The organism is Pseudaquabacterium pictum (assembly GCF_005403045.1).
In the GTDB taxonomy this organism is placed as follows: domain Bacteria; phylum Pseudomonadota; class Gammaproteobacteria; order Burkholderiales; family Burkholderiaceae_C; genus Pseudaquabacterium; species Pseudaquabacterium pictum.
In genome coordinates, this window is sequence record NZ_BJCL01000008.1 from 243836 (window position 1) to 255872 (window position 12037).

The window sequence follows — 12037 nt, forward strand, 5'->3', positions numbered from 1 at the left end:
ACGACGGGCCGGCCTGTCGATCGGCCGCATCCCCAACCATGCCATGTTGCCTGCTGGCTGCCCAGCCACCCATCCAGATGTCCACCGAAATGGAGAGATGCGGCACCGGCGCGACAATGCCGACTCATCCGCCTCCCCCGGCCCTCCCCCCAGACCGATCGCCACGCCATGCTGCAGCGCCTGATGCTTCTCGTCCTGCTGGCCGTCGCCGCTGCACTGCCGGCGCGGGCACAGATCCTGATCGGCCAGACGGCCGGCCACACCGGCGCGGTGGCCGCCACAGTGAAGGAGGCCACGGCCGGAGCCAAGCTGCTGTTCGACAGCCTCAATGCGCGCAACGGCATCGGCGGCCAGAAGCTGGAGCTGGTGGTGCTGGACGACGGCTTCGATCCGCAGCGCGCGGCCGACAATGCGAAGGCGCTGATCGAGCGCGGCGTGGTGGCGCTGTTCCTCACCCGGGGCACGCCGCACAACCAGAAGATCATGCCGTTGCTGACCGAGTACAAGGTGCCGCTGGTGGGCCCGAGCACCGGCGCGATGGTGCTGCACGAGCCGGTGCACCCCTGGCTGTTCAATGTGCGCGCCACCTACCAGCGCGAGGCCGAGCGCAGCATCAAGCACCTGCTGGCCACCGGCGTCACCCGCATCGCCCTGGTGCAGGTGGACGACAGCTTCGGCCAGGACGCCGCCACCGGCGCGCTGCGCGGCTTCGGCACCGGGCTGAAGCCGGTGGTGCACGACACCTACGACCGCGCCAAGCCCAGCTTCGGCGCCATCGTGCAGCGGCTGGTGGCGGCCGATGCGCAGGCCGTGCTGTTCATCGGCTCGGGCACGGCGGTGGTCGAGGGCATCCAGGCGCTGCGCAATGCCGGCTCTCGGGCCCAGGCGCTGACGCTGAGCAACAACGCCTCGGCCGGCTTCATCAAGGCACTGGGCGAGCAAGCCCGCGGCGTGGTGGTCAGCCAGGTGCTGCCGGGCGAGCGGTCGATGGGCGTGCCGATGGTCAAGGAAGCACACGACCTGGCCAAGGCCCGTGGCGTCGACCCGCAGGCCATCACCCCGGCCTTCCTGGAAGGTTATGCCGCCGCCAAGGTGCTGGCCGAGGGCCTGCGCCGCGCCGCCGCCAGCGGCGCGCTGAACCGCGCCGGCCTGCAGCGCGCGCTGGAGGGCCTGAAGAACTACGACCTGGGCGGGCTGGAACTGAGCTTCAGCGCCACCGACCACACCGGCCTGGACTACGCCGATCTGTCGATCATCGGCGCCGACGGCCGTTTTCGGCGGTGAGCGCCAGCGGCACCGCGGCGCTGGACCTGCAGGGCCTGCGCTACCGCTGGCCGGGTGCAGCGGCCGACACCCTGGCCATCGAGGCGCTGACGCTCGCGCCGGGCGACAGCGTCTTCCTGCGCGGGCCCAGCGGCTGCGGCAAGAGCACGCTGCTGAGCCTGTGCGCCGGCGTGCTGCTGCCCGATGCCGGCGCGGTGCGGCTGCTGGGCCAGCCCTGGCAGGCGTTGGGCGCCAGCGCCCGTGACCGCCACCGCGCCGACCACCTGGGCTACATCTTCCAGCAGTTCAACCTGCTGCCCTACCTCAGCGTGCTGGACAACGTGCGCCTGCCGCTGCGCTTCTCGGCGCGGCGGGCGCAGCGCGCCGGGCCGCAGGCCGCCGAAGACCTGCTGGTCCGCACCGAGCTGCCCCGCGCGCTGTGGACGCAAGCCGCCGGCACGCTGTCGGTGGGCCAGCAGCAGCGGGTGGCGGCAGCGCGGGCGCTGATCGGCGCGCCGGCGGTGGTGATCGCCGACGAGCCCACCTCCGCGCTCGACGAAGCCCTGCGCGAGGCCTTCATGGCCCTGCTGCTCGACAGCTGCGCCGCCGCCGGCAGCGCGCTGCTGTTCGTCAGCCATGATGCCCGGCTGGCGCAGCGCTTTGCCCGGGTGGTCGATCTGCCGGCCATCAACCACGCGGCGCGGGCGGCGGCATGACCGCGTTGCTGCATCTCGCCGCGCGCAGCGCGTGGAACCGCCGCTTCGTGCTGGGGCTGGTGGTGCTGTCGATCGCGCTGAGCACCTTCCTGCTGCTGGGCATCGAGCGGCTGCGGCAGGACCTGCGGGCCAACTTCGCGCAGGCGGTGTCGGGCACCGACCTGATCGTCGGCGCGCGCACCGGGCCGGTGCAGCTGCTGCTGTACGCGGTGTTCCGCATCGGCAACGCCACCAACAACATCCGCTACAGCAGCGCCGAGGCCATCGCCCAGCACCGCGGCGTGGCCTGGATGGTGCCGCTGAGCCTGGGCGACAGCCACCGCGGCTTCGCGGTGCTGGGCACCACCACCGGCTACTTCGAGCATTTCCGCCACGGCCAGAAGCAGCGCCTGGTGCTGGCCCAGGGCAAGCCCTTCGAGGCCCTGTACGACACCGTGGTCGGCGCTGAAGTGGCGCGCCGGCTGGGCTACACGCTGGGCCAGCGCATCGTGCTCAGCCATGGCGACGGGGCCATGGCCGCCAACGACCATGCCGACAAGCCGTTCACCATCGTCGGCATCCTGGCGCCCACCGGCACGCCGGTGGACCGCACGGTGCACATCAGCCTGCAGGCGATGGAGGCCATCCACCTCGACTGGATGGCCGGCGCGCCGCTGCCCGGCCAGGCGGTCAGTGCCGAGCAGGCGGCGCAGAGGGACCTGACGCCGCGCACCATCACCGCCGCGCTGATCGGCCTGAAGAGCCGGGCCGCGGTGTTCGCGGTGCAGCGCGACGTGGCCGCCTTCCGCGCCGAGCCGCTGCTGGCCATCCTGCCCGGCGTGGCGCTGGATGAGCTCTGGGACGTGGTCGGCCTGGGCGAACGCGGCCTGCAGGCGATGAGCGCCCTGGTGGCCACCGTCAGCCTGGCCGGCCTGGTGGCGGTGATCCTGGCCGGGCTGAACGAGCGCCGGCGCGAGCTGGCCATCCTGCGCGCGGTGGGTGCCGGCCCGCGGCAGATGCTGGCCCTGCTGGCGGCCGAGGGCCTGCTCGTCACCGGTGCCGGCGTGGCCCTGGGCGCGCTGGCCTGCTGGGGCACGGTGGCGCTGGCCGGCGGCTGGGTGCAGGCGCAATTCGGCATCACGCTGCAACTGCTGTCACCTGGCTATGCAGAATGGCGCCTGATGGCCGCGGTGCTGGCCGGCGGCCTGCTGGCCAGCCTGGTGCCGGGCTGGCGGGCCTACCGCCTGTCGCTGTCCGATGGCCTGTCTCCCAGGATCTGAACCATGCCCACCTCTGCCCTCCCCCGCCGCCAATGGCTGCAGTGCGCTGCCGGCCTGCTGGCGGCTGGCGCGCTGCCCTTGGCCGCCCAGCCGCTGCCCAAGCCCACCACCAACAGCGCGGGCTACACCGAGATCCGCTGGGACGACCTGGTGCCCAAGGGCTGGGATCCGGCCAAGCTGCTCAAGGACAAGGGCCTCGGCGACACCGCCATGCTGATCGACGGTGATCCCAAGACGCAGGCCCTGATGCAGCAGATGCGCGAGGTCTGGGACAACGCCCCCACCGAGCCGGCACTGAACAACACCCGCGTCAAGCTGCCCGGCTACCTGGTGCCGCTGGAAGAAGTGGCCGAGGGCCACACCGAATTCCTGCTGGTGCCCTACTTCGGCGCCTGCATCCACACGCCGCCACCGCCGGCCAACCAGATCGTGCTGGTGGTGCCGGCCAAGCCGGCCGGCGGCCTGCGCAGCATGGACACGGTGTGGGTCAGCGGCGTGCTCAAGACCAGCCGCAACAACTCGGCCATGGGCACCACCGGCTACCGGCTGGAGGCCGCCCTGGTGGAACGCTACAAGCCGCCGGCGCGGTGAGCGAGGCCGCGCTGCCGGGCGGTGTGGCCTGGTGGTGGGCGCAGATCACCCGCCTGGGCGAGGCGCAGATCCTGCTGCCGGCGATGGCGCTGTCGCTGCTGTGGCTGTGGCGCCAGCCGGGCGGGCCGCGGCTGGCACTGGCCTGGCTGCTGGCCAGCGGCGTGGCGGTGGCCGTCACCACCACCAGCAAGATCGCCTTCCTGGGCTTCGGCATCGGCCATGCGCCGCTGGACTTCACCGGCTTCTCGGGCCACGCGATGTTTGCGGCGGCGCTGATGCCGTTGCTGCTGCGCCTGGCGCTGGGGCCGCGCACGGCCGACGGCCGGCGGCGGGTGCTGATCCTGGGCTACCTGCTGGCGCTGGCGGTGGCGGTGTCGCGGGTGAAGGTGGGCGCACACTCGGTCAGCGAGGTGGTGGCCGGCTACGGCCTGGGCGCCGCGGCCAGCGCGCTGGCGCTGCGGGCCGGGCGCTGGCCGGCGCTGCCGCTGGCCCGCTGGATGCCGCTGGCCCTGCTGGCCTGGGCGCTGCTGGGGGTGGTCGGTGCGCCGGCGTCGCGCACCCATGACTGGGTCACCCGGCTGTCGCTGGCGCTGTCGGGCCGGCCGCAGGCCTACCAGCGCTGGGAGATGCACCGCGACCACCAGCAACGGCTGTCGCCGCCAGCGGTGTCACTGCCAACACGCTGACGGCGCCGCCGGCGCGCCCAGCGCAGCCAGCCACAGCGCGGCCACGGTGCCGTCATCGGGCAGGTCGGACGGACCCAGCTCCTGCACCGCCAGGCCCTGGCGCAGCGCCCAACTCGATTCGAACCAGCCGCAAACCGGGCTGGCGTCCTCCACGGGCGGGTCGCCATCCACCGCGGCGGGCGGCACCCGGGGGATGCTGACATGCACGACGATGCGGGGGCGGTCGGTGGTGGCCATGCGGGTCTCCGGCAGTGGTTGGCAGGCAGGTGCAGCCATGGTCGGCCGGCCAGCGACGCCGCACCATCACCCGGCGGTCGGAGAGAAGGGGGGACCCCGCGACGGGGGAGCTGTGCAAACATCACAACCCGCCCAGCCCGGAGCACCGCATGTGTGGCCGCTACGTCGTCGCCTATGACCCGCAGACCCTGGTGTCGGGCTTCAGCCTGACCCGCATCCAGCCCTTCGGGCCGCGCTTCAACATCGCGCCGCAGTCCGACGTGCCCGTGGTCTACGAGACCAAGGAAGGCGAGCGCATCGCCGAGACCATGCGCTGGGGCCTGGTGCCGCACTGGGCCAAGGACCCCGCCCTGGGCGCCAAGCTGAACAACGCCCGCAGCGAGGGCATGGCCGAGAAGCCGTCGTTCCGCCAGGCGGTGCGGCGGCGGCGCTGCATCCTGCCGGCCAGCGGCTTCTACGAATGGCAGCCGGTCACCGGCCCCGACGGCAAGCCGGCCAAGCAGCCGCACTACATCAGCCCGGTGGACGCGCCCTTCTTCGCGATGGCCGGGCTGTTCGAGGCCTGGCGCGCCCCGGCGGCCGAGGGCGCCGACGCCGGCGACTGGCTGCTGACCTGCTGCGTCATCACCACTGCCGCCAATGCGCTGATGGCGCCCATCCACGACCGCATGCCGGTGATGCTGCCGCCGGCGCAGTGGGCCGCCTGGCTGGACCGCGGCAACACCGACGCCGCCAGCCTGGCGCCGCTGCTCCAAGGCCTGCCCGAGGGCGCGATGCAGGCCTGGCCGGTGGCACGCGCGGTGGGCCGGTCCAGCGCCGAGGGGCCGGACCTGATCCTGCCGCTGCCGCCGGCCTGACGGCCACGGTCACCGCAGCCGGCTATGCTCGGCGCCTCCATGCGCCAGCGCCTGCTCGCCCTCTCGCTCAGCCTGCTGCTGCTGCTCACGCAGCAGCTGGGCGCGCTGCACCTGCTGTCGCATGTGCTGCAGCCCCCTGGGCTGGCCACGCTGGAGACCGGGGCCGACAGCGGGCCACACGGCCACGACCATGGCCACCACCACGGCGACCACCACGGCGACGGCGGCCATGCCGACGCCGGCGATGCGCTGTGCCAGATCTGCCTGGTGCTGGCGACGCTGGGCGCGGCCAGTCTGCCGGTGGTCTGGGGCTGGCTGGCCCGCCAGGCCCGCGGCGGAGCGCCGCTGCCCATGCCACGGCCGGCACCCCGGCGGCTGGCCACGGCCCCCTGGCAAGCCCGCGCCCCGCCCCTGCGCCTGCACTGACCCGCCCGCCTGCCCGCGCAACGGCCCGCCTCCACGGCGGGCTGGCGCCGGCCACCGTCATTCCTGCAGGACTTCCCCATGCCTTTGCCTCTGCATCTGCGGAGCGCGCAGCGTCGCGCGCCCCGCTTCTCCGTCTTCACCCTCGCCCTGGCCAGCGCCCTGCCCGGCCTGGCCCTGGCCCAATCGAACGCCCCCGCCACCGTGGTCATCACCGGCAATCCGCTGGGCAGCCGGCTCACCGCGCCCAGCAGCGTGCTGGCCGGTGACGAGCTCACCCGCCGACGCGGCGGCACCCTGGGCGACACGCTGGACGGCCAGCCCGGCGTGGCCGCCACCAGCTTCGGCCCGCAATCCAGCCGGCCGGTGATCCGCGGCCTGGACGGCGACCGCATCCGCCTGCTGGACAACGGTGGCGCGTCGGCCGATGCCTCCAACCTCAGCTTCGACCATGCGGTGGCGGTCGACCCGCTGGTGGTCGAGCGGCTGGAAGTGCTGCGCGGCCCGGCGGCGCTGCTGTATGGCGGCAATGCCACGGGCGGCGTGGTCAATGCCATCGACAACCGCATCCCGCGCAGCGCCCTGGGCGCACTGGGCGGCCGGGCCGAGCTGCGCCTGGGCGGGGCCGCCCGCGAGACCGCCGGCGCCGCGGTGCTGGAAGCCGGCGCCGGCGGCCTGAACTGGCATGCCGACGTGGCACGGCGCCAGAGCGGCGATCTGCGCACACCCGACTTCATCCGGCCGGGCGACACGGCGCCCAGCCACCGCGTGGCCAACAGCGACGGCACCAGCGAGGCAGCGGCGGTCGGCGCCTCCTGGGCCGATGCACGGGGCTTCGTCGGCGCCGCGGTGGACGCCTACCGCAACAGCTATGGCGTGACGGTCGATCCCGAGGTCCGCATCCGGATGCGCCGCGACCGCCTGCAGCTGGCCGGCGAGCGGCGCGGCCTGGCCGGCCCGTTCGACAGCCTGGGCTGGCAGGCCAGCACCACCCGCTACCAGCACCAGGAAGTGGAAGGCGACGGCGCGGTGGGCACCACCTTCAAGAGCACCGGGCAGGAGCTGCGGCTGCAGGCCACGCAGGCACCGCTGGCCCTGGCCGGCGGCACACTGCGCGGCGTGCTGGGCCTGCAGGCCGAACGGCTGGACTTCTCCGCCCTGGGCGAGGAAGCCTTCGTGCCCGACACCCGCACCCGCAGCGAGGCGCTGTTCACCCTGCAGGAGCTGAGCCTGGGCGCCGCCACGCTGCAGGCCGGCCTGCGGCTGGAGACGGTGCGTGTGCGCAGCGATGGCGATGCCGCCGATGCGGCCGAGCCGAAGTTCGGCCCGGCGCTGTCGCGCAGCTTCCGCCCGCGCAGCCTGCTGCTGGGCCTGCAGCTGCCGGTGGGCGCCAGCGGCTGGCGGGCCACCGCGTCGCTGGGCAGCACCCAGCGGGCGCCGGCCTACTACGAGCTGTTCGCCAACGGCGTGCATGTGGCCACCGGCGCCTTCGAACAGGGCGATGTCGACCAGAAGCTGGAGCGCAGCCGCCACCTGGAAGTGGGCCTGCAGTGGCAGCAGGCTGGCCACAGCCTGCGGGCAGCGCTTTGGCACACCCGCTTTGCCAACTACATCGCGCTGGACGCCACCGGTGCCACCGTGCCGGTCGAGGATGAGGACGGCAACCCGATCGACGTGCCGGTCTACCGCTTCAGCGGCGTGCCGGCGCGGCTGGTGGGCGGCGAGATCGAGGCCCGCAACCGGCTCGATGCCGGGGCCTGGCTGCCCGGCTGGACGCTGGAGGCCAGCGCCGGCCTGGACTGGGTGCGCGGCGACAACCGTGCCAGCGGCCAGCCGCTGCCGCGCATCGCCCCGCTGCGGCTGCAGGCCGGACTGGAGGCGGCGCAGGGCGCCTGGCGCGGCGGCCTGCAGCTGCGCCACGCCGCCCGCCAAAGCCGCGTGCCCGACAGCGACGTGGCCACGCCGGCCTGGACCACGCTGGACCTGTGGGCCAGCTGGACCCAGCGCCTGGGCGCGGGCGCCGAAGCGCTGTGGACGCTGAAGCTCGGCAACCTGGGCGATGCCCTGGCCACCAACGCCGTCGCCCTGCCCACGGCGCGGGCGCTGGCGCCGGCCGGCGGCCGCGCCCTGCAGGGCAGCGTGCGCGTCGTGTTCTGACGCCAACCCGCCGGGCGTGACGGATGCACGCCCTGGGCGGCCAACAGCGCAACAGCGGCTGCCCGGCGGGCCTGTTCGGCCGATCGGGCGGTGCCGGCGGCGGTAGTCTGCCGGCCATGCGCACCACCCGCCCACCGCTCCACGACCGCCGCGCCTGGCAGGACACCACGCCGGGTGAATTGGCGCCCGCCATCGGCCAGGCCGACTTCAAGCCGGGCACCCGGGTGCAGCCACCGCTGCAGGAGGTGCTGCAGGGGCTGGATGCCCGCGAGCTGGAAGGCGAGACCGTCTTCGACCAGCTGTTCGGCCCGCGGCCGGGCGGCGACCCGCGGCTCCAGCGCGGCTGATCCGCGGCGGTTCAGCGGCCGAAAGGCCGCACGCCGAACAGCAGCCCGTGCAGCCAGAAGGCGAACGCGGCCCACAGCAGCACGCCCAGCACCACCGCAACCACGGTGCGGCCTGCGCTGCCCGGCGGGTAGACGGTGCCGGCCGCGCGGTCGCGCTGGCGTGACGAGCGGAAATCCAGCACCGCCCAGACCAGGAAGCTGCCGAACAGCAGCAGGTCGGCCAGCGTGTTGTTGGCCAGCAGGTGGGCCAGTGCCCACACCTTGACGCCCAGCACCATCGGGTGGTGCACCCGGGCCTTGATGCCGTTGCCCGGCACCTGGGCCGCGGCCAGCAGCACCAGGGCCACCAGCACCAGCAGGGCCGCGAGGTGGCGGGTCCACACCGGCGATTCCCACAGCACCACCGGTTGCATCCGGGCCTGGCCATAGCCCCAGATGATCAGCCCGAAGCCGACCAGCGAGACCACGGTGTACAGGCCTTTCCAGGCCCCCGGCCCGCGCTGGGCGATCACCTGCGTGCGCCAGCCTTCGGCCACGATGCGGGACGAATGCATGCCCAGGAACATCAGCAGACCCAGGATCAGGGCACTCATCGGCGGTCTTTCAAAGGTGGTGGTGGGTGCGGCCGGCGCTCACTTGCGCGCCGGGCTGTCGATGTAGACGGTGAACAGCCGGGCCAGGTCGGCGGCGCCGTCGCTGCCCTTGACGGCGGCAAACGCCGCCTTGGCCTGGTCGGCCTTGCCCGCGCGCAGCGCGACGATGCCCTGGTGCAGCTGGGCATCGTCGGGCCGGCGCAGGCCGCCCTTGGCGATGCCCTGGGTGATCAGCGCCAGGCCACGCTCATGCGCGCCGGTGGATGACACCGCCATGCCCAGGCCGTACAGCGCATTGCCGTTGGGCGCCTTCAGCGCCGCCGCCTCGGTCTCGGCCAGCGTGGCGCGGTCCTGCGCCGCGGCCTTGGTGGCCGATTCGCGCAGCTTCTGGTCGGCGGCGGCATTGGGGCCCTTGCCCAGCAGGCCGGCCTTGTAGCCGTCGTCCAGCAAAGCCTGGGCCTCGGCCGGCAGGCCGGCCTGGTTGGCGCGGAAAGCCATGTCACCGATCTCGTCACCCTCCAGCGCGATGCCCACCACCAGGCGCAGCCGGTACACATCCAGCCGCAGGCGGTCGTCGGCAAAGCCGTCCTTGCGCACGGTGCGGTTGATCAGCTCGTCCCAGTAGTCGGTCTTGCCGGTGCTGCCGGCCAGGCGGGTGAGCGTGGCCAGATAGCCCACGCTGTCCTTGACCTGGTTCTGGCTGGACGCCAGCAGGCGCAGCGTGGCCTCGGGCGTGGGGCGCTTGGCGGCCTCGTCGGCGGCCACCACCGGCAGCAGGTGGGCGATGACGCCGGCATGGTCGTTCTGCACGCTCAGGACCTGCGGGTACAGGCTGGCGATCTCGGCGTTGGGTCCGCGGCTGTCCAGATAGGACTTCATCAGCGCCTGGGCGGTGGCGTACTGCTTGAGCTGCAGCGCCAGCTTGATGGTGGTCTCGGTCAGCGGCAGCTTCTCGGCCGTGGGCAGCAGCGGCGATGCCACCACCTTCTCGAACAGCGCCAGCGCACCGGCCTGGTCTCCGCTGCCGAACAGCGCCGGCGCCTTCAGGCGCATCACCACGTACTGCTCATACGGCGTCAGCGCCGGCATGGCCTCGGCTTCGGCGATGCGGGCCAGGGCTTCGGCGCTCTTGCCGCTGCGCACGGCCTCCTGGGCGGCCGTCAACGGCTTGGCCAGCTCGGCCCGCAGCGTGGGGCCGGACGCGGCGGCCGCCGGCGCCGGCGCGGTGGCCTGGGCCCAGGCCTGGCCAGCGGCCAGCAGGCCCGCCAGCAGCAGCGGCGCGAACAGGAAGGATGCGGTACGCGGAACGGGGCGGGCAGAGGTCACGGGCAACGCCTGGAGATGTCCTGCCAAAGCGGCAGGACACGGAGTGTATGCAGGTCGAAAAAAAGCGGCCCGCAGGCCGCCTCGTCGGGCACCGGGCCCGTCATTGCACCGGGGTGATGCCGGCGATCGCCCAGTCGCCCGCACCGCTGGCGGGGCGCACCAGGTGCCACAGCTCGTTGAACGGCTCGGCGCCGGCGCCAGCCTGCTCACGCACCAGGCCGTGGAAGCGCACACTGACGATGTCCTGGCCGTTCTCCTGGGTCACTTCGACCACCTGGGCGTCGATCTGCACGACATCGGTGGTCTGGGTGGCGCTGCCACGCTCCTGCAGGTCGAGCCGCAGCGAGGCGAACAGCTCGGGCGTGGTGAACTTGCGCAGATCGTCCACGTTGCCGGCATCGTTGGCGGCCTGCATGCGGATGAAGACCATCTTGGCCAGGCGCTCGAAGTCGGCCGTGGCCATGCCGCCGGGCAGCGTCAGCGGGGCAACCGGCGCTGCAGCGGCAGCCGGAGCGGCGCCGGAGGTTTCTTCCAACGCGCTGCGGAACACCGGCGTGGCCGGGTTGGCGGCCACCGGGGCGTCCGGCTGCGGCATCTGCCGCTGGGCCTGCCAGCCGCCAGCCGATCCACCGGCACCGGCCGTGGCACCGGCCAGCTGCGGGCCAGCAGCGCGCTTGGCACCACCGCCGAAGCGGGCCAGCAGGAAGCGGATCAGGAAGAACGCCGCCACCGCCATCAGGGCCAGCATCATGAAGTTGGCCAGGCCTTCGCCCATGCCCAGGTGGCTGAACAGCGCGGCAATGCCCAGGCCGGCGGCCAGGCCGGCCAGCGGGCCCATCCAGTTGCGCTTGGGCGCGGCAGCGGCTGCCGCGGCGCCGGTGGTGGCTGCTGCCGGTGCGGCAGCGGCCGCGGGCGCAGCCGCCGTGCTGGGCGGCGTGTTGGTGGGGGTGGACGACGGCGGCGGCGCCTGGCGCTGCATGCCGGCGGCCTTGCCGCCCCCGAGTCGCTTGGCGTCGGCGTCGCCCGGGGCGAGGCCCAGCGAGACGGTGGCGACAGCCACGGACAGGGCAACCAGCAGGTGTTTCACAGTGTCAGTCTCCGGAAGTTGGACGATCGGCCCGGCAGCAGGCCGCTAAGCTTGGAGCGCCGAACGGTACCGCAGTTCCCACCACATGGTGAAAAAAGTGCCATGCAGGCAGGTCGGGCCATCGGCGTGGACTTCAAGGGGCGCGCGGTCCATGATCGGCTGCTCCGCCGCACCGAAAGCCTGCCATGCCCCGACCCGACCGCCCCACCCTGTCGCTGCAGGCCCGCGCCGGCGAGGCCGTGGCGATCGTGCTGGATGCCCAGCCGGGCGCGGGCCTGCTGTGGCAGGCGCCGCCGGCGCCGCCGGGCTGCACCCTGGTGGCCGATGGCCACGCCGCGGCTGGCGCGGGCGATGGTGCCGCGGTGCAGCAGCGCTTCCTGTTCACCGCCGCTGCGGCCGGCACGCATGCCTTGCGCTTCGTGCTGCAGCGCCCCTGGGACGACCAGCCGCAGGCGCTGCAGCCGGTGACGGTCCACGTGGTCTGATCGCGCGCCG

The 12037-nt window shown here is 73.5% G+C and carries 14 protein-coding genes; 10 read left to right on the plus strand and 4 right to left on the minus strand.

From position 1 onward, the window contains the following. Positions 1 to 183: 183 nt before the first annotated feature. The 5 genes from FFT10_RS16720 to FFT10_RS16740 are packed head-to-tail and all read left to right on the plus strand — an operon-like array spanning position 184 to position 4515. On the plus strand, positions 184 to 1284 hold the full coding sequence (locus FFT10_RS16720) for an ABC transporter substrate-binding protein (RefSeq protein WP_228027146.1): 1101 nt from the start codon (positions 184 to 186) through the stop codon (positions 1282 to 1284). Next, the gene (locus FFT10_RS16725; RefSeq protein ID WP_137733979.1) at positions 1281 to 1979 is read left to right on the plus strand and encodes an ATP-binding cassette domain-containing protein; all 699 of its coding nucleotides are present in this window, start codon (positions 1281 to 1283) and stop codon (positions 1977 to 1979) included. Before FFT10_RS16720 ends, FFT10_RS16725 begins: the two co-directional genes overlap by 4 nt. Next, on the plus strand, positions 1976 to 3238 hold the full coding sequence (locus FFT10_RS16730; protein WP_137733980.1) for an ABC transporter permease: 1263 nt from the start codon (positions 1976 to 1978) through the stop codon (positions 3236 to 3238). Before FFT10_RS16725 ends, FFT10_RS16730 begins: the two co-directional genes overlap by 4 nt. 3 nt (positions 3239 to 3241) lie before the next feature. Continuing rightward, positions 3242 to 3829: a DUF3299 domain-containing protein gene (locus FFT10_RS16735; protein WP_137733981.1), complete on the plus strand. Its 588-nt coding sequence runs from the start codon at positions 3242 to 3244 to the stop codon at positions 3827 to 3829. Beyond that, positions 3826 to 4515: a phosphatase PAP2 family protein gene (locus FFT10_RS16740; RefSeq protein WP_137733982.1), complete on the plus strand. Its 690-nt coding sequence runs from the start codon at positions 3826 to 3828 to the stop codon at positions 4513 to 4515. The genes FFT10_RS16735 and FFT10_RS16740 overlap by 4 nt, the downstream gene beginning before the upstream one ends. Here FFT10_RS16740 and FFT10_RS16745 read toward each other — a convergent pair. Continuing rightward, a complete protein-coding gene (locus tag FFT10_RS16745) occupies positions 4498 to 4752 on the minus strand; it encodes a hypothetical protein (RefSeq protein WP_137733983.1) in 255 nt (84 codons plus the stop codon). The two genes, FFT10_RS16740 and FFT10_RS16745, sit on opposite strands and share 18 nt — an antisense overlap. A gap of 149 nt (positions 4753 to 4901) precedes the next feature. Here FFT10_RS16745 and FFT10_RS16750 point away from each other — a divergent pair, with 149 nt between their 5' ends. From FFT10_RS16750 to FFT10_RS16765, 4 genes are all read left to right on the plus strand, one after another. Further along, positions 4902 to 5609 carry an SOS response-associated peptidase gene (locus FFT10_RS16750; RefSeq protein WP_137733984.1) on the plus strand — a complete coding sequence of 236 codons (708 nt, stop codon included), beginning with the start codon at positions 4902 to 4904 and terminating at the stop codon, positions 5607 to 5609. A gap of 24 nt (positions 5610 to 5633) precedes the next feature. Continuing rightward, positions 5634 to 6035, plus strand: a complete 402-nt coding sequence (locus FFT10_RS16755; protein ID WP_137733985.1) for a DUF2946 family protein — start codon at positions 5634 to 5636, stop codon at positions 6033 to 6035. A gap of 78 nt (positions 6036 to 6113) precedes the next feature. Then, positions 6114 to 8189 carry a TonB-dependent receptor gene (locus FFT10_RS16760; protein WP_137733986.1) on the plus strand — a complete coding sequence of 692 codons (2076 nt, stop codon included), beginning with the start codon at positions 6114 to 6116 and terminating at the stop codon, positions 8187 to 8189. 116 nt (positions 8190 to 8305) lie between these two features. Continuing rightward, positions 8306 to 8536 carry a hypothetical protein gene (locus FFT10_RS16765; RefSeq protein ID WP_137733987.1) on the plus strand — a complete coding sequence of 77 codons (231 nt, stop codon included), beginning with the start codon at positions 8306 to 8308 and terminating at the stop codon, positions 8534 to 8536. An 11-nt stretch (positions 8537 to 8547) separates the two neighbouring features. Here FFT10_RS16765 and FFT10_RS16770 read toward each other — a convergent pair whose 3' ends face one another. From FFT10_RS16770 to FFT10_RS16780, 3 genes are all read right to left on the minus strand, one after another. Next, positions 8548 to 9129: an NnrU family protein gene (locus FFT10_RS16770; protein WP_137733988.1), complete on the minus strand. Its 582-nt coding sequence runs from the start codon at positions 9127 to 9129 to the stop codon at positions 8548 to 8550. A gap of 39 nt (positions 9130 to 9168) precedes the next feature. Beyond that, positions 9169 to 10455: a hypothetical protein gene (locus FFT10_RS16775; protein WP_137733989.1), complete on the minus strand. Its 1287-nt coding sequence runs from the start codon at positions 10453 to 10455 to the stop codon at positions 9169 to 9171. A gap of 100 nt (positions 10456 to 10555) precedes the next feature. Next, a complete protein-coding gene (locus tag FFT10_RS16780; RefSeq protein WP_174246122.1) occupies positions 10556 to 11542 on the minus strand; it encodes a Tim44 domain-containing protein in 987 nt (328 codons plus the stop codon). Between the two features lie 185 nt (positions 11543 to 11727). Between FFT10_RS16780 and FFT10_RS16785 the strand changes: the two genes are divergently transcribed. Continuing rightward, positions 11728 to 12027 carry a protease inhibitor I42 family protein gene (locus FFT10_RS16785; protein ID WP_137733990.1) on the plus strand — a complete coding sequence of 100 codons (300 nt, stop codon included), beginning with the start codon at positions 11728 to 11730 and terminating at the stop codon, positions 12025 to 12027. The last annotated feature ends 10 nt before the right edge of the window (positions 12028 to 12037 follow it).

Excerpts from the sequence above, each read along its gene's own strand:
- FFT10_RS16770 (WP_137733988.1), bottom strand. The coding sequence starts at position 9,129 with ATGAGTGCCCTGATCCTGGGTCTGCTGATGTTCCTGGGCATGCATTCG.
- FFT10_RS16720 (WP_228027146.1), top strand. The coding sequence starts at position 184 with ATGCTTCTCGTCCTGCTGGCCGTCGCCGCTGCACTGCCGGCGCGGGCA.
- FFT10_RS16735 (WP_137733981.1), top strand. The coding sequence starts at position 3,242 with ATGCCCACCTCTGCCCTCCCCCGCCGCCAATGGCTGCAGTGCGCTGCC.
- FFT10_RS16750 (WP_137733984.1), top strand. The coding sequence starts at position 4,902 with ATGTGTGGCCGCTACGTCGTCGCCTATGACCCGCAGACCCTGGTGTCG.
- FFT10_RS16730 (WP_137733980.1), top strand. The coding sequence starts at position 1,976 with ATGACCGCGTTGCTGCATCTCGCCGCGCGCAGCGCGTGGAACCGCCGC.
- FFT10_RS16755 (WP_137733985.1), top strand. The coding sequence starts at position 5,634 with ATGCTCGGCGCCTCCATGCGCCAGCGCCTGCTCGCCCTCTCGCTCAGC.
- FFT10_RS16745 (WP_137733983.1), bottom strand. The coding sequence starts at position 4,752 with ATGGCCACCACCGACCGCCCCCGCATCGTCGTGCATGTCAGCATCCCC.
- FFT10_RS16785 (WP_137733990.1), top strand. The coding sequence starts at position 11,728 with ATGCCCCGACCCGACCGCCCCACCCTGTCGCTGCAGGCCCGCGCCGGC.
- FFT10_RS16765 (WP_137733987.1), top strand. The coding sequence starts at position 8,306 with ATGCGCACCACCCGCCCACCGCTCCACGACCGCCGCGCCTGGCAGGAC.
- FFT10_RS16760 (WP_137733986.1), top strand. The coding sequence starts at position 6,114 with ATGCCTTTGCCTCTGCATCTGCGGAGCGCGCAGCGTCGCGCGCCCCGC.